The organism is Methanolobus halotolerans (assembly GCF_004745425.1).
In the GTDB taxonomy this organism is placed as follows: Archaea; Halobacteriota; Methanosarcinia; order Methanosarcinales; family Methanosarcinaceae; genus Methanolobus; species Methanolobus halotolerans.
This window is the reverse complement of the sequence record NZ_PGGK01000006.1, coordinates 1-18608: the sequence shown is the minus strand read 5'-3', so window position 1 is coordinate 18608 and position 18608 is coordinate 1. Positions and strand designations below refer to the sequence as shown.

The window sequence follows — 18608 nt, the reverse complement described above, 5'->3', positions numbered from 1 at the left end:
TATATTGGCTCTGTAGAAATCCTCATTTAGATCAAACAACCAACCTTGTATCTGCCAAGGTTGTTTACTATTTGTTTTATTTTAATCTCTTTTACCTGATTCCTGAACTTTCTGGCCTTTAAATTATCTCCATATTTCCTTTTGAGTACTGAGAACATTGTTTCAACCAGGCTTCTGTTATGATACAGTTCTTCATCGAATTCCTTTACCATTTTCCTACGATAGAATCCTTTGATCTTTTTCCTCTTGGAATACTTACAACTGTAGATCTGCAAATGTGAGTTTCCTGATGCAGCTAGCGCTGCATCAACAAACTTTAAGTACTTGTTACTCAAAACACTAAACATCCCCTTTGTGTTTTCGGTAGCAATTTAACACTTTGGGTTTTTATCCTTTTTAAACGATTACGGCCTAAATTATATAGGAAATAGGTTTTCTACAGAGCTGAGCAGTCCTGATTTATAATAGTAACAGAGTGGGAACAGAACCTAGAGAATGAACTCAATGCCAATGAAGCTGAAATTGACCGGCTGTGCAATGTATTTAAGGTGCTGAATAATCCTATCAGGTTAAAGTCGCATATTATGTTTTTAAACAAGATTATTATGTCGGGGCATTGGTTCATGTATTAAAGCAGAAACAGAACCTTGTATCTCATCATCTCTCTATCATGAAACAGAACGATGTTGCTGAGTCTTTCAAAATTTCCAGATATACATATTATCGGTTAAAACCGGAAATACGTCCGATCCTGAATAGGAAGAACTAGACATTGCTCCCGATGCTTTCGCAGTAAACCATTTTCAGCAGATATCATTCGCATGCCCATCGCTTCCTGATCTTCAGCAGAGTGTGGGATATGATGCCCAGCACCGGCAGTTCTATCAGGGGACCGATCACCAGTGTCAGTGCTATCAATGGTTCGTCCGGAAAGGCCGTAAGTGCGATAGCAAGCACTATCGGAGAATTGCGTGCAAGTGTTGTCAGATTCAGACTGGCGGTATCCTGATAAGAAAAACCAAGATACCTCCCGACTAGCTGCCCCACAACGAATACGATCACAAAGAACAGCAATACAGGGGTAATGAGCTTCAGCAGTATCAGGGGACTCTGAACAAGTTGTTCTCCCTGTGAAGCGAACATGGAAATAATCGCAAGGTTCAAAAACAGGAATTGTACATGATCAAGCCTGGGAAATATTTTTTTCTCAAGCCAGTATTCTCCTTTTATTGCTGGCACAGTGACCTTCGATATAAGAGACATCAGGAAGGGAATGAACAGAATAAGAAGCACACTTTCCATGAGCAGGACAGGATCAATGGTTGCAATTGTATCTGCAAAGATCAACAGGTATACTGGCAGCAATATCAACTGGAGGATCAGGTTCATGGGTAGAATAGATGCTGACAGGGGAACATTACCCCTGGCAATCCCTGTAAAAAGCAAATACCAGTCAGTACAGGGAGTGACCATGAGCATAATAAAACCAATCCATAATGCAGGTGTATCCCTTAAGAACAGGAAACCGAGGAAAAAGGCCAGCAATGGATTGAATATGAAGTTTATGCTCCCGCTTATGCTTGCGAACCTCCAGTTCTTAAAAGAATTTCTCAATTGACTGAGGGGGACCTGCAAAAATATCCCGAATAACATCAACATCAGAAAAGGAACGATAAAAAGAGCAGCATAGTTTTGAATAAGTGGAACCTGGCCAAGAGTTAAACCAACTGTTACAGATACTAATATGAAGAGAGATTGATATTTTTCGATGGGGTCCATCTTATTTCCTCGCAGCAAAAAGAATGTATCTTAACACGCCATTAAGGTATTATTCTATAATGCATTTTGCCTTTTCTATATATGTTCATTCTTATTCTCACAACAAGTCCAAGGGTCCACCCTTTTCTGAGCCTGATAGCAGATTTGGTTCTTGTAGAGCTTTATGCTGGTGAGATGGATAACACTATGGAGGCAATCACGCCAGGTATGAGTTACATTTTGCAGAGTTTGCAATTGCAGTTACGAGAGGAAGTATAATAGGAGTGATACTGTATAGAAGTGGTACAACCTCAATCATCGCAAATGATATTATAAAGATAGCAAAAAACCCCGTACTGGTACTATTCCTGCCGGGGTTCATGTTTGCGGTGCAGTAGGGTATCCTTACATAACAATATTAAGTCAAATAATCATAGAGAAAGGATTTATTAGGATGTAAATTATATTCTATGTGGACTTAGTACCAATTATAAGTCCTTTAACGGGTTTGCTATGAGAAATATAAAAATACTTTTTCTGTTGATAATGGTATTGATTCTGGGCATGGGTAGCCTTATTGGAATATACACAGACTATCTCTGGTTTGAAATGATCGGATATACATCAGTTTTCATAACAATCCTGCAATGGCAGCTAATTACGATAATACCCGGTTTTATACTTGCATTTGTATTCCTCTACATCAATGCGAGATTTGCAAGAGATTCGATAAGCAAGATACTTGCTGAAAAGAACATTCCCTACGAAAAAATAGATTCTCAGACAATCCTGATAGTAATAGGGGCATTTTCAATTTTCTTCGGCCTGACATTCAGTGGAAACTGGCGAACTATTCTGCTCTATCTTAACAGTACACCTTTTGGAATAGAGGATCCTGTCCTGATGAACGATATAGGATTCTACATATTCCAGCTCCCGTTCATTCACTTGATAAGAGGGGTATTCTTCGGCCTGACCGTTATCTCTCTTATAATGGTCCTGGTTCTCTACCTATACAGGCTCGAACCTATATTCCAATCTGAAACCAGTACAAAAGAACGTGATGAATATTACTTCCAGAGCCGCAATATCAGTGTAGAGGATGTAATTGACAAACTGCCTGCAAAGGTCCTGATCCATATATCGGCACTTCTTGCTTTCCTGTTTGCTTTGATCGCCTTTGGTTTTTTCCTTAACAGGTACGAGATACTATTTTCACAACAAGGGGTCGTATCAGGTGCAGGCTATACTGACGTGCATGTAAGGCTTCCGATATTTGACATACTTACAATATTATCTTTGCTAACAGCGGTCGCTTTACTGGCAAATGTAAAACTTAAGAACATAAAGATCCCGATCATAGGTATAGCTCTGATAGCGGCATTCTTCCTGGCCAGCTCCTTTGTACCGGGTGCTTATCAACAATACAGAGTTGAACCTACGGAATTCCAGCTGGAAGAACCTTATCTTGAGTATAATATAAATTATACAAGAATGGCTTTTGGCCTATCGGATATCGAAGAAACTTCTTTTGAGATCAATAATGAACTGACCCCCTCAGAACTGGAAAATAACACTCAGGTCACCGAAAACATAAGGATATGGGATAGGCGTGCCCTTGAACAGACCTACAGGCAACTCCAGCAGATAAGAACCTACTACACATTCAATGATGTTGATACCGACCGGTATCATACGGATGAAGGATACAGGCAGTATATGATATCGGCAAGAGAGCTCGATACAACCCAGCTGGCCCCGGAAGCCCGGACATGGGTGAATGAACGTCTTGTCTATACGCATGGGTTCGGGGTCGTGATGAATCCCGTAAGTACGAAGACATCAGATGGCAGACCTGAGTTTGTTTTAAGCAACATTCCGCCGGTCGGGGTGTTCAATGTCTCCAACCCGCGTATCTATTATGGGGAGATCACTGATGAATACAAAATAGCAAATTCGGGAAGAGCTGAATTCGACTATCCGAGAGGAGGACAGAACGTATTCACACAATACGAAGGCGCAAGCGGGATACTACTGGACTCATTTGTTAAAAGACTGGCATTTGCATACATTTTTAGCGAACCGAAGTTCATCCTTAGTGAATATATCGACGATAACTCACGCCTGATGTATGACCGGCAGATCGAAGAAAGAGCACAAAAGATAGCTCCTTTCCTTGAGTATGATAATGACCCGTATCCTGTAATATACAGCGATAAAGTCTACTGGATAATAGATGCCTATACTACGGCTGACAAATACCCGTATTCAGAAACACACTACGGAACTAAGTTCGATGGTAACAATTATGTCAGGAATTCCGTGAAGGTTATTATCGATGCCCATGAAGGCACTGTCGATTTTTATATGATGGAGGATGAACCTGTCGTTAATACATATTCAAAGATCTTCCCTGACCTGTTCAAGCCTTACAGTGAGATGCCTGAAGGTCTGCAGGAACATATTCGCTATCCAAAGGATTTCTTTAAGGTTCAGATGGATATGTACGAAAACTACCACATGACAGATCCCGGGACATTTTACAATAGAGAAGATGCCTGGCAGATCCCAAAAGAGGTCTACAGGGGCAGTAGTATCGAAATGGAACCATATTACATGATCACAGAACTGCCCAATGGCGGCGGGCTGGAATATGTATTACTGCAACCCTTCACACCCCGCAACAGGGAGAATATGATCGCATGGATCGCAGCCAGATGTGACGAACCAAACTATGGTGAGATAAAGCATTATGAACTGCCAAAGGGCGAACTTATCTACGGACCGACCCAGATTGAATCCCGGATCGATCAGGATCCGGATATTTCCGAGCAGATGACTCTCTGGGGCCAGTCAGGCTCCCGGGTGATCAGGGGTAATTTGCTGGTGGTGCCTATTGGTAATTCGATATTGTACACAGAACCTATATTCATTAGTGCTGAAGAGTCCGAAATTCCTGAGCTCAGGAGAGTTGTAGCGTCTTCCGGACAGAAGGTCGTCATGGGAGAAAATCTGCAAATATCGTTGCAAATGCTGGTTGAGGGCATGGTCATTGAGGAGGATGGTACTCAGGCAGAGGTACCGATAATCACAAGGAACCTTGCACAACAGGCCCTGGACCATTATAACAGAGCTCAGGAACACCTAGGAGAAGGTAACTGGGCCGGATATGGTGAAGAGATCGATCAGATGGAAGACATACTTGACCAGCTCTCTATGGTTGTTCAGGAAACAAATTCCAGTGCGCCATTGCAGGGAACAAATTTAAGTACGACATAATAATAGGCTTATAACCTGGCTGTTATTTTTTACTTTCCATGTTTAATTTTTTAGTGATATATAAGGTTCTTAGGGTAATGTAAACATAAAACTTTTGTCCCATTTTGCCTAATTATAATTAATAAAGGCCAATGAAGCTCTGTAGAAAACCTATAAAAAACGCTATCATCAAGGCAAAACTTGTAACTTAGTTCAATAGCTGGCAGTACATTTGAATTATTATCAAAATTTGATTATCACCTGAATTGTGAGGATTTTTACAGAGCCCAATAATTATCTGTTTTTATCTTGCTTTATTACCTGGTAATTAAGAAACTATTTCGAAGAGTACTGGTGGTGGGGTCTATTTATGCATCTGTTGTTTGGTCTTACCGTGGGTTCCCCTGGATTCTTACTGATTAACGAACTGACCCGATACAGACCAGAATCTACCGAATTGAGCCCTTCCATGACAGTCATTCTCACTTTTGGATTCTCGCTGGCGATAGGGGGCTCTGTGGGAAATTGTAGAATACACAAGTGATACTTTCTTTGGGACAAACCTGCAACTTTCAAGCCTGACATATACTATGCATTATCTATGCCGATACTGCCGGAGCACTTATTGTTAGTCTGGGAGGATGGATCTACCTTGAGTATCAAGAAAGAATCTGATCGAGAAATTCGTTGAGAAGCAAAAAGAGTCAAAAGAAGAAATAGACGATACCATAGAGTCAGTTTAGTATTAATCACCTTTAAGGATCCATTCCATTAGAGATAAGTGAAGGTTTGTTTATAGTACAAGCCGGATTTGCTCCTCAGTAATCCCTGTCTCCAAATATTGCAGAACCGATACGCACCATAGTAGCTCCTTCTTCAATGGCAACCCTGTAATCATTGGACATTCCCATGGAGAGTTCCTTGATGTTGATATTATCCTCTTTTGCATGTCCTTTCTGCTGCAACTCATCAAAAAGCTCCTTCATCTTCCTGAAATAGGGACGTACCTGTTCGGGTTGTACAAAAGGAGGAATGCACATGAGCCCATGAACATGGATATTATTGAGTGAACGTATTTCCGGCATGACAGTTTCTATCTCCTCCGGGCTGAAGCCGTATTTCTGTGGCTCTTCTCCTATATTGATCTGAAGGAAGACCTCCTGTGTCTTTCCTATTTCTGCTGCTTTTTTATCAATTTCCTGTATTACTTTTAATGAGTCGGCCGACTGGATCACATCAAAGAGCCGGACAGCTTTTTTAACCTTGTTTGTCTGTAGATGTCCTAGAAGGTGCTTTTCAGAGGGCAGAATCTCATCCGATTTCTCCTCGAACTCCTGAACTCTGTTCTCGCCTATGATGGTGGCTCCGGCCCTTATGGATTCATTCATCCTTTCAGGTCCCACTGTTTTGGTGACACAGACAAGTTTTGTCCTTCCAAGCTCCTTAAGAATCATATTAACATTCTCATTTACTGACATTCTGTTCCCTTATCGATTTTATTCAATGCACTTAAATTGGACTGTTTTGATTGCGATCAATTGAATTAATGAACTAATTTCATATAAATAAGTTATTTTGCTTAAGTATTCTGCTTCAATACCGGTATATCTTTTTAATCTGTTACAGTACGAGTTTGATGCAAACTTTTTTCAATAATAGGCCCGGCATATATATTAGAAGAACAGAACTGAGGTAATATCATCAACGAACCAGAAATAACTCTCAGAAAAAAGTTTCGGGATATTCTTGACAGGAAATATGTCGGAGCTCCACTTGTGGGCACTGTGACTACAGCAGGTTTACTTGAACTGATGGATATCACCGGAGCAATCAGGCCGGAAGCGGATCGTGATCCAAAAAAGATGGTAAAACTCGCAGGTTCTTTGCATACAGTTGCAAATTTTGAAGTTATACGTTATCCTTTTGATGTAACCGTACTTGGTGAAGCAATGGGGTGCAACATCGATCCCGGCACTAAGGCAAGAACACCGGCAATAGTAAGTCATCCTTTTGAAGATAATCCGGAAGCAATCGATGTGCCGCCGGATCTTCCGGGAAGAGGGCGGATACCTGTGATACTGGAAGTATCAAAGCTTCTAAGAAGTAAAGAAGGAGAGGAAATACCAATTGTGGCAGGACTTGAAGGACCTGCAGATCTCGCATCTTATCTTTGTGGAATGAGATACTTTTTAAAATGGACAATCCAAAAACCGCAACTTGCCAGGGAGATTGTCGATAAATGTATTGATATCTGTATATTGTATGCCAATGCATTAATCGATTCAGGTGCAGATGCGGTAGTAATTGCAGATGCAACTGCTTCTCCTGATATTATGGGTCCGGATGCTTTCATAGAATTTATAAAACCCGGACTGATAAGATTTACAGATAGTGTTGATGGTCATTGTATTATTCACGTATGTGGGAAAACAGACAGTATAATTCCTGATCTGCTGGATTGTGGCTTTAATGCAATAAGTGTTGAGGAAAGTGTGGAGGACCTGAGCCGTATTGTTGATCTGGCCCACAAGAAGAACACAGCTGTTATCGGGAATATTTCCACATCAATAACTCTTTTCAGTAAAACTGCCGATGATGTCAGGGAAGAATCCATGATCTGTCTCGAAAAGGGCGTTGATATACTGGCGCCTGGTTGTGGGATCGCACCGGAATCGCCTCTGAAAAACCTTCTGGCCATGGTCGAGGCAAGGGATGAATATTCATATTCGGAGCAGGGTCAATGATCTATCGTGATTATAAACCATCTAATAGTTATGGGTGCCTATTTTAAGGCACCGGAATATCGGTTGTGATCAGAATCATTCGGGAATATTAGGCAATTCTGTCAATTCGCCACGATGATTCCTAAGGACATATTTTTCTTCATCCTTGTCCATGGTGTAATAATCAGGCATCAATGGGATCTTACCAATATTTGTTGCTATTACATACATTGGCTGTGCCAAACCTGTTGTGTGACCTCTTAGGCCGTCACGTATCAATTCGGCCCCTTTTTCCACAGGAGTCCGGAAATGATCGATTCCCGGTGCAGGTTCACAATAGAATATATAATACGGTCTTATTCTTGCGCTTAACAATTTTTGATGAAGTTCGCGCATGACCTGTGCATCATCGTTGATACCTTTCAGAAGCACGGCCTGATTTCCTACGTTTACTCCTGAAGTGACAAGGTCATAAACAGCACGTCTGGTTTTGTCTGTAATCTCCTTTGGGTGGTTACACTGTGTGTTCAGCCATATTGGTACATCATGATAGCCACCTAGTATCTTCTTAAGATCATCAGTGATCCTGTGTGGAAGTACGACAGGCAACCTTGAACCGATACGGATCATTTCGACATGCGGGATATCCCTGAGGCTTTCTATTAAATATCCTATCTGTTCATCTGATAATAATAGCGGATCCCCGCCCGTGATAAGCACATCCCGGACTTCCGGGTGCTGACGAATCCATTCAATACCTTCATCCACATCGAAATCCAGTTTCAGGTCATCATCGACAACAAGCTCCTTCCTGAAACAATGCCGGCAATAAATACCACATTTCTGCAGCACTGTGAAAGCTACCCTGTCCTTGTATTGTCTGGCAATACTATCAGGACGCACTTCATCGGTATCCCGGTTTTCCTTCCAGACAAGATAATCGGTCATTCCATATTTGTTATTTTTTTCATGAAGAGAGGGAACGACCTGTTTTCTAATAGGACAATCAGGATCATCCTTGTCCATAAGCGAAGCAAAATAAGGTGTAGTACCCCAGCGTGTATTGAGGGTTTCAATGGCTTCTCTTTCACTATCTGTTACGTTGATTATTTCTTCGAGCTGTTCCAGGGTATTAATTTGATCTTTAATCTGATTCTTCCATTCTTCACTCATTATAGTGAATACTCCTTATAGTTACTTGAAGTCATTAAATATATTCTGTTCGGTCTGATAAGAACAGAATCAATGCTGCAGAACCATTGCATAATCAGTTCTTTCTTTCAATTGAAAAGGGAATCCTCTCAAGGATATAGTTGTACTTATCGACCAGTTCATCCCGGTTTTGAGCTCCTACGAAAATATCGGCAAGCTCATAACTATAGCTGTCCTGCATCTGGAGCTCTGATAGTCTCTGTCCTTCCACGACCCTTGTTTTGATGATGGTACCTGGTATTTCTTTTATGACTTCATCAATCTCTTCCTCTGAAGGAACTCTCTGTACTTTTCCCGCTTCAAAGGTCCTGTACATGAACTTGGCTGCATATCTGAACTCCCCGTTCTGTCCAAGGGGATCAGGTTCTCTTCCAAGTGCTATCTGCAGCATCACACGGTGATGTGACATTCCATGAACTTTTTCGAAGAGGTCTGCATGGGATTGAGATATTCTGCTATTGATCTCAAGCAGATATACTTCATCATTTGCCTGGTTATAAAAAAACTCCACATTGAACGCCGAATTATCCAGTCCGATATGCTTAATGAATCTGGAGCACACATCTACCATCCTATTCTGCACTTCGTCCGGTAAACAGGAAGGATATTCATAGCGTAAAAAAGAGAAAAAATACTGGTCTTTGATAGAATCCACAATACCGTAGATCACCACTTTTTTATTGAAAACATAACCCTCAAGCGTACACTGGTGTCCTGAAATCGGTTTTTCGGCGATGCAGCTTTCTTTCATATTTGCTATTTCATCCGGTATCTCATGTACTTTCAGGATGTATAGAAACGGCTCATGAATGTAACTGACATTTTCCCGTATTTCATCAATGTATTCATAAAATTGCTCTTTTGTGGTGATCTTGAAAGCCAGAAATGAGCGAAAAGACCTGAATGGCTTGATCCAGAATGGCAGTTCAAGATTAATAGAGGAAAAAGGATCATCTTCGAAGGGGTCAAATGGACAGAATTCAGGTATGTGGCCGGGAATGATCTTTTTTTGTTCATACCGACTCCAGTATTTGTGCTGACACTTGAGAATACATTCCAGATCAGGGCCCGGAACCCCAAACTTTTCAGCAAGAATGGGTATAAGATCCGTTGCCGGGAAATCAAAATAGCTGACTATAGCATGAATGCCTCCGGGAGTCGATTTTATGCGCTGCTCAGCTTTGTCGATAAGTGCATCCATATCATACTGCGAAATATTCCTGATCTCATCGATATAAAGAGCGGCATGAAATTCGCATTCTTCTGCTTCGGGAACTCTCTGCAGCTTTTTGAGATTGAACCGGTCCATTCCCACGATAAAAACATTCATTTTCATTTTCATTTTAACCCCTACATCATATTACGGGGAATGGTCTCATCCCAGCTCTTGCTAAAAAACCGTGTATCTCCTTCGTATGCATCCAGGATGGCCCGGATACGAAAGTGTCTTCGGGTGGACGTCAGGACAGTTCTGGTGATACTAACTGCGTGCCACTCTCCCCTCTTCAGGCTGCGGATCGTATTGACCTCTCCCCTTACAGTGTCATAATTGTTATTGAAATATGTATATACTTCAGTTGTATCCTTTTGCAGTTCCAGATCAATGTCATCAAGACGTATCCTGGAATCATTATTGATGATCTTCTGTTTCACTTCATTGCTAGCAAGGTTATGTGTCACGGTCCATTCCCTCTTTGCAGGTACAATAAGTGTAGTTGGAACCGGTTCAGCCATCACCGGTAATCCTAATTCAGGAAGCTCTTCATCCCTGTCGTTACGAGGCCTGACAGGAAGGAACAGTTTTCCCCCTGATTTTATGGTCAGAACGAATGATTCGGGACTCGGCCACGCAAAAGGCCAGTAAGAAGTAGAAATTGAAACACGTATCCTGTTGCCGGCAGGAAAACACTGAGCCACGTAGTTCATCTGTAATCTTATCCTGTAAAAACATCCCTCATCCAGTTCTTGAGGATTCTCGTGACCATTTCTGTGTGTAAGGTTCAGGAGCCCATAGCTTACTCTGGTAGATGTGCCCTCTTTGCACATGTCATTGAGGCGAACAGCGATCATCGCAATCGGCTTGTCAGAACTGAGTTCAATTTCAAGCTCCGGAGCACCAAATATCTCGATATCCTCTTCAAGCTCCGGACTATCAAAGATAAGTGCACCTCCGTCTTCCTCTGTCTGGTCGTGTGGTCTGTCCGTTGATTCCGAATAGGAATACCACTTCCCGGCGAAAAGACCAACACTCAGGGGGCTTATTATGCGCATTTCCTCTTTCATCACTTCTTCCCCGGTATTTACAGGTTCGAAGTTGATCCTGTTGGGTGAAAGGATGAATTCTTTCATTTCAATACGCTGGGACGGCCACTTCTCTTCTGCCACCCAGCGCCCGGGAATCTTTGCTATCAGGGGTGAGACGCTATCCTGCATCCACACACGTATTGCCGGCTCATTGTCCTGTCCGGTATCCACAGCCCTAAGCCAGTGATCCCACCATTTTACTGACTCTTTCAGAAAATCGATTGAATGACATGGATCTCCTAAATGTGGATACTTATGTCCCCATCCTCCTATCAGACCCTTTACTGGTACGTCCAGATGTTCAAGAAGACGCAAAACCGTATTTGAATAACCGTCTGCCCAGCCACTGATCGCAAAAACAGGACATTTGATAGCTCCGTAATTCTCGGCTATTGAAGCATGTTTCCAGTAATCGTCCCGATGCTGGTGTTCAAGCCACTTTTTCAGCCACAGACCACTTTCTTCAAGTCTTTCCAGCCACATATCCTTCCAGCGTTCTCCAACTATGGCAGGGTCCGGTGGGATTGAATTATATGAAAACATGTTCGAAGCCCAGGAAAGGTTGTCCGTGAGCATACATCCGCCCATGTAATGGACATCATCAGTGTATCTCTCGTCCGAGGAACTTACAGTAATTACAGCTTTTAATTCAGGTGGATTCATTGCTGCTATCTGGAGTGCGTTAAAACCGCCCCATGAGATTCCCATCATTCCAACATTTCCGTTGCACCAAGGCTGTGCAGCTATCCATTTCAGGACATCCACGCCATCTTTTAATTCAGTGGGAAGATATTCGTCCTTTAGAATCCCTTCAGAATCTCCGCTACCCCTGAGATCCACACGGAGGCATGCATAGCCCTGCTGCGCAAAATATCTGTGCATCCGGGAATCACGTACTGCTTTAAAATCCCTTTTTCTGTAAGGGATATACTCCAAGATAGCCGGAACTGGATCTTTTTCAGCATCTTCTGGTAACCATACCTTTGCTGCAAGATTACAGCTATCAGGCATTGTAATCCAGACATTTTCAAGTTCCCTTACGGGTAGATTCTCTATGCAGCTCATCCAAACCTCCCTCTCCCACTATATTGTCAGCATGAGGACATAAATAACTTATCTATGATTTATTCTCAGATATTTTTTTAAATAAGCAATCAAAAAAGAATTATTAAAAATATAAAGCAAATGTGGTGATCTACAACATCAGATTCGAACTTTTAATCCCGTTCCGGGATATCTGATCATCCCGGAACATCCAATCCCTGAATCTCGGTATCTTCGAAAATTATGTGAATAAATGGCTGTTCTGTTCCGTCAGGTAACATGTAATCTGTTGGTACGGGTTCCTGCATCGTTCCCTCTGGTGTGACTACAACATCAGCTAACACAATATGTGTGTATTCCTTGATGTGGCAGTTCATTGTCAAAAAGCAGTCTGTAATCCTCATCGGAAGTTCTTACCTGCTCAGTTGCCATTACATGTACCAGACTGTTATCGCTCGCAATTTCACCGTTTACGTATAGCTCACTCACTCCCCAAAATGTACCATACACAGGCTGTTGCTACCATACGGGTTACTATCGATGATTTACCGTGTAAGTAGCTGTCAATAATGACTCCGCCACCGAACGGGTGATCCGGACCTACCGGGATAATATCAGTCAGAACGACCCTGTATTCATTTTTCCCGGCAGGGTCTGTGAATATGATTTCTGCTTCAGCAGTGTCATTTGACCCTGGATTATCCACCTTTGTGATATCTATCATATGGACCTCAAAGATACCGTTTACATTTTCATACTCGTTCGATTAGGAGTAGGCTGGCAATTCAACAATGCGGGCGAATGAAATACATATGGTTCCACAGGAATAGGTTTATATAGTATACTTCCGTTTATAGTGTGCTTTAAGAGGTTGAAACTACTTAGATAAATAATAGGGCTAGATAGTATTACATTAATCGTTTTTACTGTTTTTTCTTATATTTAATCAATTGGTTGTATTTCTTTTTAAGCTCATCATTAAAGGACGTGAAATATTTGTTTAATAACATGGATTCAGATGCTCCGGTCGAAGCTGGAGAAAACTACGAAGTGACAATTGAAGATATTGCAAGAGAAGGCGACGGAATTGCAAGAGTAAGCGGATTTGTCATCTTTGTCCCTGGCACAGAAGTCGGCGACGAAGTTACAATAAAAGTTACTAAAGTAATGCGCAAGTTCGCATTTGGCGAAGTTGCTTAATTTTACAAGTTCTGATCAATTAAAAATGTGTCTGGAAGATCAAATTTTTGATCTCCCATTCTTACTTTTCTATAGTTCACTTTCCTAAGTCATTATTTACCTTACTAATTTGATTCGGGATCAGGAATACTTTTGCTTACCTCATTCAGGAACTTGCAGACCAGACAGGGATTTTCTGAATAAGTCCTGTCAAAGCCTTCTTCGATATCTTCCAGGAAGAGGGATTATCCTGTGCACCTTCTTTTGATAGCTCCGGTATTCATCACCAAACTGTGCAAGCAGCCTGCTTTCCCAATGCAGGGACCCCAGATAAAGATATATTGTGGTCAGAATGAATATGATCAGCAGATTGACTGTCATAAAGGGAGTGAGCCAGATGATCACCAGGCCAGAGAGCAGGAAGGGGTCCCGAACCCATCGGTAAATACCCCGGATATCCAGATGACCCGCTTCAGGGGAATTCGGTGCAGATAGTTGTGACCTAATCCTGAATCTGTGAGGTGCATCCAGTAAAGCCCTTGGGGCAACGACTGCAGCGATTATCTGCCCGCCCACCATCAGCCAGCGCCATGGAGACGGAACGATGTAGATTATCGGTCCCGGATACTTGTAGAGAAGATAAACAAGCGGCAATATCGTTATCACTGCAATGAGGCTGAACGCAGGCATGTACAATTTTTCTGCCCTGGAACCCATAGCCCTTATAAGCAGGCGTTTGAAAAACAGGCTTGCTAAAAAACTGTGTATGACTGCAAATGCCACCAGACTGATTATCAGGATGATTGTGGATGAAACCAAGTTCTTGTACTCTCCAAGTTTTTATTTGGAGAAGGTTGTATTTAGAGTTTGTGAATTAAATAGGGCTGATTCAGTTTTTACAAGCTTCACCTTCTACAGATGATTCAGCAGTAACATTCTCAACTATGTACTTTTTAATGGAATGGTAGCATTCATCAGATATTTTTGTAGATCCGCTAAATAGACGTTTTTCAAAGTCAAAGAGGGAGGCAAATTCATCTACAATGCTCCCGAAATCTTTTTCATAGGATAATCCTGTGTCCACCTTCCCTACATTTTTATAACCGGAATAGTCAAAGACCATTTTCATCATTTCGGTATCGTCAGGATCAGGAGCCAGTTTAGCAAGAACAAGCATTTCCCTCCAGTTAGCTGCCTGCATTGGTGTAAGGAAGTATGTGCCCTCTCCTCGCGTTTCACCCATCACTGCATTGACATAGGCATCCCTGTTATCAAAAGAGGCACATATACAATCATCTACAATGTTCCCGCAGGCATCCTTAAGTATCCTCACCGGAATATCCATATAGGAAAAATCCTTCTCGAGTGAACCGAGCACATTTCCACAGAGGCCGTAGAAAACGAGGATACCATTAAAATATTTCCCGGTCTCTTCGATGGATGTGTAGACTTTATCCTTAAGAAGTGAAGGGTTAGCATCCAGTGCAAATTCCAGAATGTTAAGAACTACTATAAAATCTTCTTTCGGACCGAGCTTTAAAGGCAAATCCTCAACGGAGGTTTTTTCGTACTTTATTCCTACTTCACTAAATTTCTTTTCAATTCCTTCTATATTCTCGTTCTCGATCAGTATCACGCGGGCATCCTTATCTTCTTCTTCGAATATGTGAACAAGTTCATCTTCAAACATACGGCAGGATATTACATACAATGACGGCATTTTGTAACCTTCTTTTTGGTTTTTGACACACGGTTCTCCCACATACTACAAATGAAGATTTTCTCCGTAAACAGTGTTACCCCGTTAAGCATAATATGGTTTCTGCTAACTTATATATGAACATAACCTTTATCTTGCATAGTATTTTTCGAGATTAGAAAAAATACTATGACTGGTAGATCAGTTTATTTTAGTTTCATTTTTAATGTAATAGTTTGAAAAGGATAAAACCTGCCTCTGTAGAAGTTCTCCATAACTACGATAATTAAAGATAATTAAGTATATCAGTAAATGCATGTAAGTAAGAAAGTAGGGCTCATGAGATTCCACGAGTAGAACTTAGGTTATAGAATACACGCATATAAGAATGAAGTTACATGAACGAAGCAGTAATTTTTATTGTGACACTGGCAGGCCTTGGTGAATTGCCTTTTGCTCCCGGGATGGCTGCAGTTCTTGGTGCAGGTTGGGGGTGGTGGTTAAGGTCACATACAAAATATTGGTATTATATACTTATCCTGCAGGTCATCCTGGCAATCATCATTACAAACATTGCTGCTGCAATGATTGGAAAGGACCCATTTTGTGTGGTCATCGATGAATTCGTTGCAGCAGGTTTTCTTGTTCTATCATCATTGAGAGTTATACATGTTGCTGCGAGTCTTACACTTTTTATATTATTTGATTACCTGAAAATTCTGGGTATTCACGCAGTTGAACGGCTACCCGGAGGATTTGGTATCGTTCTGGATGATATTGCTGCCGCATCAATAGCCATTGCGCTGATATTGTTAGTGAGCAAGGTTTCGAAATTGTTGGAGGGATCAAAAGGGAAAGTGTAATGATCTCCGAGATCTCAATATATTTTGTGAGAGAAAGATTGCAAATGTGAGAAGTTTTTTATGCCCTGTTTTGTACATGCATATCAGAAAGTTTATATATGACCAACTTCATTAGTAAGAATGCTTTTAGAGGTTTAAACTAATTTGATGAATTATAGGTCTAATAGTTAAATAGTATTACTTTAACCGTATTTACTGTTTTTTTTTAGTATCTTTAACCAAATTATTGTATTTCCTTTTAAGCTAATTACTAAAGGATGTGAAATATTTGTTCGATAACATGGATTCAAACGCTCCGGTAGAGACTGGAGAAAGCTACGAAGTGACAATTGAAGATATTGCAAGAGAAGGCGACGGAATTGCAAGAGTGAACGGATTTGTCATCTTTGTCCCAGGCACACAGGTCGGCGACGAAGTTACTGTAAAAGTTACAAAAGTAATGCGCAAGTTCGCATTTGGCGAAGTTGTTTAATTTTACAATTTCAGATTAATTAAAAATGTGCTTGGAAGATCAAATTTTGATCTCCCACTCTTACTTTTCTATACACTGTTACTTTTTTATAATTTGGTATATAGCATTCTTGATTATTGTTAATCATAAATGTGGAAACTGCCCTCCTGCCAGCAAATCTCTTGTTAGGATAGCTCGTTAATTTCTAACTGAAGTACAGCAATCACCTTTTGCTCTTTTCCGATTCAGCCAGTTCTAATTGTTTACCACACTGGTCACATTTTCCTTCATCTGTAACGCGTGGCTGTTGTGGCACGTCTCCTCCACAAATTCCGCATTTTACCATATGCTTTCACCTCCCCTGTTCAAATCTATCAGTATGGCTTCCACTTTTATTTCCAGGCACTCAGGAAGCATACATGATTGTAAAATATAGGCCATGCAATTAAACCTCTTGTGAAACTGACTTTTCCATTTTAGTTTCTAATAATTAAGCAGATTGATTTGAATAGAATCTGCAGATGTCCTGGCCACAGGTCGGAAATATGGAAATACTAATCAGTTTGAAAGTTGAACCGGTTTTGAACATCAAATAAATAACAACAGATAGATTTAATTTATACAGACTTATGAAATTAGTTTCTGTATTTTTCCTTTTATCTTTTTAGTATGCTCCAGACTATAATGGGTATTGCAATCCCAAAAAATAATGGGAGCAACCATTCAGAGAAGCTTTCAGAGATGCTTCCAAAATATGCATAATACACTGAAACAGGAATTATTCCTATTAAACTTAAGATAATGAAGTGACTCAGGGAGATTCTCGTAAGTCCTGCAAAACATGCCATCGTCTCGGATGCTATTGGAATCATTTTTGAAAGAATAAGTATCCCTTCTCCCCATTTTCTGAACCATTCATTCATGGATTGTTTTTCTTGATTGTCGAGGAATGACCATCTTTTCCCCAGTTTTCTTGTTATTACAAATCCTGCTAATGAGGCAAGAAGAGATCCTGTGATATTTATCAATGTACCCATGAAGGTCCCATAAAACGCTCCGGAAAAGGTCATTAATACCGTAGAAGGCATCGGGAGAATAAGATCAATAATCAGAAACAATATTATTAAGACTGCTGCAAAAGAACCTGATTCCCGGACAAGAGAGTTAATCCTTTCAAGAGTTATTAAGCCTGAAACCTCAAACAATATAAACAAAAAAAGGAATATAAAAGCAAGTATTACAGGAATATGTCTCCATTTTAAGACATTTTTGCCTTTACTCATATAATCTCTTCCTTTCAGTCAACGTTTTTAGAATGAGTTTGTTATTCTTCCTGCAAAGGATTTTCTATTGGGATTAACTAAATTCGATAATCTGCTAGTTACTCAGAACAAGGAATAAATGTAAATATTCCTGAAAGTAAGCATTTCTCTTGATGCTGTTAAATATCAGGACCGATGGAAAGAATTATAGTTAAACATATAGTTGATTATGCTTGATATACTTATCTTTTATTATGAGGGGGATAAATATTGAGCACAAGCTAACTCTGGAGCAGTTTGATGATCTTATCAAAAAAGAAAAGAATTCCAGATTGCTCCAAAGGCTTTATTTTATTAAATTCAGATATTTAGGAGATTCTGTGCAGATTGCAACTGGAAGAATAGTTATCATAATCGATAAGTTTAGAGCTCACCATACAAAGAAAACAGTTGCAAAAGCTCAAGAACCAGGAATTGAGCTATTGTTCTTACCACCTTATTCGCCAAATCTGAATCCGATAGAATCTATATGGAAAAGTGTTAAATAGTAATTTCAGTCACATTCATCAAGTCTAAAGAATACTTAAGAGAAATAATAAAGAGCTGGTTTCAAAAATATAAATACCCCTTTCATCAATAGTATTATGGGGATTTGAATGGGGTTTAAAGAACTCTCAGACGAACAGTGGAAATTTATTAAACCGTTTTTACCACCACAACCGATAACTGGTAGAAAGAGAGCTGATGACCGTAAGGTCATCAATGGTATTCTCTTTGTCCTAGCTACAGGTTGCAGATGGAGAGACCTGCCTGAACGTTATGGTTCTGGTGTTACAGCATGGAGAAGGCTGAAAA

At 40.6% G+C, this 18608-nt stretch carries 19 protein-coding genes; 7 read left to right on the top strand and 12 right to left on the bottom strand.

Features of this window, described 5'->3' with window-relative positions; translation table 11 throughout:
- Positions 1–26: 26 nt before the first annotated feature.
- Together CUN85_RS06930 and CUN85_RS06920 are read right to left on the bottom strand one after the other, a co-directional pair.
- On the bottom strand, positions 27–347 hold the full coding sequence (locus CUN85_RS06930) for a transposase (protein WP_135389601.1): 321 nt from the start codon (positions 345–347) through the stop codon (positions 27–29).
- 466 nt (positions 348–813) lie between these two features.
- Positions 814–1653, bottom strand: a complete 840-nt coding sequence (locus tag CUN85_RS06920; RefSeq protein ID WP_235856246.1) for an arsenic resistance protein — start codon at positions 1651–1653, stop codon at positions 814–816.
- A 651-nt stretch (positions 1654–2304) separates the two neighbouring features.
- On the opposite strand from CUN85_RS06920, the gene CUN85_RS06910 reads away from it, so the two are divergent.
- Positions 2305–5037, top strand: a complete 2733-nt coding sequence (locus tag CUN85_RS06910; RefSeq protein ID WP_235856232.1) for a UPF0182 family membrane protein — start codon at positions 2305–2307, stop codon at positions 5035–5037.
- Positions 5038–5834: 797 nt separating this feature from the next.
- Here the strand turns inward: CUN85_RS06910 and CUN85_RS06905 are convergent.
- Entirely contained in the window at positions 5835–6494 is a 660-nt protein-coding gene (locus CUN85_RS06905) for a YggS family pyridoxal phosphate-dependent enzyme (protein WP_135389598.1), read from the bottom strand.
- 219 nt (positions 6495–6713) lie between these two features.
- On the opposite strand from CUN85_RS06905, the gene mtaA reads away from it, so the two are divergent.
- A complete protein-coding gene (gene mtaA / locus CUN85_RS06900; RefSeq protein WP_135389597.1) occupies positions 6714–7760 on the top strand; it encodes a methylcobamide:CoM methyltransferase MtaA in 1047 nt (348 codons plus the stop codon).
- Positions 7761–7835: 75 nt separating this feature from the next.
- Here the strand turns inward: mtaA and CUN85_RS06895 are convergent, their stop codons facing one another.
- The 5 genes from CUN85_RS06895 to CUN85_RS06875 all read right to left on the bottom strand — a co-directional run bounded on the left by CUN85_RS06895 (position 7836) and on the right by CUN85_RS06875 (position 13023).
- Positions 7836–8912 carry a KamA family radical SAM protein gene (locus tag CUN85_RS06895; RefSeq protein ID WP_135389596.1) on the bottom strand — a complete coding sequence of 359 codons (1077 nt, stop codon included), beginning with the start codon at positions 8910–8912 and terminating at the stop codon, positions 7836–7838.
- 94 nt (positions 8913–9006) lie between these two features.
- Positions 9007–10293 (bottom strand): ATP-grasp domain-containing protein, encoded by a 1287-nt coding sequence (locus CUN85_RS06890; protein ID WP_135389595.1) that lies wholly within the window; start codon positions 10291–10293, stop codon positions 9007–9009.
- Between the two features lie 8 nt (positions 10294–10301).
- A complete protein-coding gene (locus CUN85_RS06885) occupies positions 10302–12320 on the bottom strand; it encodes a CocE/NonD family hydrolase (RefSeq protein WP_135389594.1) in 2019 nt (672 codons plus the stop codon).
- 176 nt (positions 12321–12496) lie between these two features.
- Complete coding sequence (locus CUN85_RS06880) at positions 12497–12703, bottom strand: hypothetical protein (RefSeq protein ID WP_135389593.1); 207 nt, start codon at positions 12701–12703, stop codon at positions 12497–12499.
- 77 nt (positions 12704–12780) lie between these two features.
- Positions 12781–13023 (bottom strand): hypothetical protein, encoded by a 243-nt coding sequence (locus CUN85_RS06875; protein WP_135389592.1) that lies wholly within the window; start codon positions 13021–13023, stop codon positions 12781–12783.
- 284 nt (positions 13024–13307) lie between these two features.
- Here CUN85_RS06875 and CUN85_RS06870 point away from each other — a divergent pair, with 284 nt between their 5' ends.
- A complete protein-coding gene (locus CUN85_RS06870) occupies positions 13308–13499 on the top strand; it encodes a TRAM domain-containing protein (protein WP_135389591.1) in 192 nt (63 codons plus the stop codon).
- Positions 13500–13688: 189 nt separating this feature from the next.
- Here the strand turns inward: CUN85_RS06870 and CUN85_RS06865 are convergent, their stop codons facing one another.
- Both CUN85_RS06865 and CUN85_RS06860 read right to left on the bottom strand, forming a co-directional pair.
- Entirely contained in the window at positions 13689–14297 is a 609-nt protein-coding gene (locus CUN85_RS06865) for a methyltransferase family protein (RefSeq protein WP_135389590.1), read from the bottom strand.
- Positions 14298–14367: 70 nt separating this feature from the next.
- On the bottom strand, positions 14368–15198 hold the full coding sequence (locus tag CUN85_RS06860) for a DUF1638 domain-containing protein (protein ID WP_135389589.1): 831 nt from the start codon (positions 15196–15198) through the stop codon (positions 14368–14370).
- A gap of 377 nt (positions 15199–15575) precedes the next feature.
- On the opposite strand from CUN85_RS06860, the gene CUN85_RS06855 reads away from it, so the two are divergent.
- Positions 15576–16040 (top strand): phosphatidylglycerophosphatase A family protein, encoded by a 465-nt coding sequence (locus CUN85_RS06855; protein WP_135389588.1) that lies wholly within the window; start codon positions 15576–15578, stop codon positions 16038–16040.
- Positions 16041–16320: 280 nt separating this feature from the next.
- On the top strand, positions 16321–16512 hold the full coding sequence (locus CUN85_RS06850) for a TRAM domain-containing protein (RefSeq protein WP_135389587.1): 192 nt from the start codon (positions 16321–16323) through the stop codon (positions 16510–16512).
- Between the two features lie 202 nt (positions 16513–16714).
- On the opposite strand, the gene CUN85_RS13530 is transcribed toward CUN85_RS06850, so the two are convergent.
- Both CUN85_RS13530 and CUN85_RS06845 read right to left on the bottom strand, forming a co-directional pair.
- A complete protein-coding gene (locus CUN85_RS13530; protein ID WP_268921604.1) occupies positions 16715–16837 on the bottom strand; it encodes a hypothetical protein in 123 nt (40 codons plus the stop codon).
- Positions 16838–17147: 310 nt separating this feature from the next.
- On the bottom strand, positions 17148–17774 hold the full coding sequence (locus CUN85_RS06845; RefSeq protein WP_135389586.1) for a TVP38/TMEM64 family protein: 627 nt from the start codon (positions 17772–17774) through the stop codon (positions 17148–17150).
- Between the two features lie 233 nt (positions 17775–18007).
- Here CUN85_RS06845 and CUN85_RS06840 point away from each other — a divergent pair, with 233 nt between their 5' ends.
- Together CUN85_RS06840 and CUN85_RS06835 are read left to right on the top strand one after the other, a co-directional pair.
- Positions 18008–18301 (top strand): transposase, encoded by a 294-nt coding sequence (locus CUN85_RS06840; RefSeq protein WP_135389585.1) that lies wholly within the window; start codon positions 18008–18010, stop codon positions 18299–18301.
- A 108-nt stretch (positions 18302–18409) separates the two neighbouring features.
- A partial coding sequence (locus CUN85_RS06835; RefSeq protein WP_135389584.1) for a transposase occupies positions 18410–18608 on the top strand: 199 nt, incomplete at its 3' end.

Bases quoted from the DNA above. Each gene is read 5' to 3' on its own strand.
- CUN85_RS06860 (WP_135389589.1), bottom strand. From the start codon at position 15,198: ATGCCGTCATTGTATGTAATATCCTGCCGTATGTTTGAAGATGAACTT.
- CUN85_RS06845 (WP_135389586.1), bottom strand. From the start codon at position 17,774: ATGAGTAAAGGCAAAAATGTCTTAAAATGGAGACATATTCCTGTAATA.
- CUN85_RS06855 (WP_135389588.1), top strand. From the start codon at position 15,576: ATGAACGAAGCAGTAATTTTTATTGTGACACTGGCAGGCCTTGGTGAA.
- CUN85_RS06895 (WP_135389596.1), bottom strand. From the start codon at position 8,912: ATGAGTGAAGAATGGAAGAATCAGATTAAAGATCAAATTAATACCCTG.
- CUN85_RS06905 (WP_135389598.1), bottom strand. From the start codon at position 6,494: ATGTCAGTAAATGAGAATGTTAATATGATTCTTAAGGAGCTTGGAAGG.
- CUN85_RS06840 (WP_135389585.1), top strand. From the start codon at position 18,008: ATGAGGGGGATAAATATTGAGCACAAGCTAACTCTGGAGCAGTTTGAT.
- CUN85_RS06870 (WP_135389591.1), top strand. From the start codon at position 13,308: ATGGATTCAGATGCTCCGGTCGAAGCTGGAGAAAACTACGAAGTGACA.
- CUN85_RS06930 (WP_135389601.1), bottom strand. From the start codon at position 347: ATGTTTAGTGTTTTGAGTAACAAGTACTTAAAGTTTGTTGATGCAGCG.
- CUN85_RS06885 (WP_135389594.1), bottom strand. From the start codon at position 12,320: ATGAGCTGCATAGAGAATCTACCCGTAAGGGAACTTGAAAATGTCTGG.
- CUN85_RS06890 (WP_135389595.1), bottom strand. From the start codon at position 10,293: ATGAAAATGAAAATGAATGTTTTTATCGTGGGAATGGACCGGTTCAAT.
- CUN85_RS06875 (WP_135389592.1), bottom strand. From the start codon at position 13,023: ATGATAGATATCACAAAGGTGGATAATCCAGGGTCAAATGACACTGCT.
- CUN85_RS06850 (WP_135389587.1), top strand. From the start codon at position 16,321: ATGGATTCAAACGCTCCGGTAGAGACTGGAGAAAGCTACGAAGTGACA.
- CUN85_RS13530 (WP_268921604.1), bottom strand. From the start codon at position 16,837: ATGGTAAAATGCGGAATTTGTGGAGGAGACGTGCCACAACAGCCACGC.
- CUN85_RS06880 (WP_135389593.1), bottom strand. From the start codon at position 12,703: ATGAGGATTACAGACTGCTTTTTGACAATGAACTGCCACATCAAGGAA.
- CUN85_RS06920 (WP_235856246.1), bottom strand. From the start codon at position 1,653: ATGTTATTCGGGATATTTTTGCAGGTCCCCCTCAGTCAATTGAGAAAT.
- CUN85_RS06910 (WP_235856232.1), top strand. From the start codon at position 2,305: ATGGTATTGATTCTGGGCATGGGTAGCCTTATTGGAATATACACAGAC.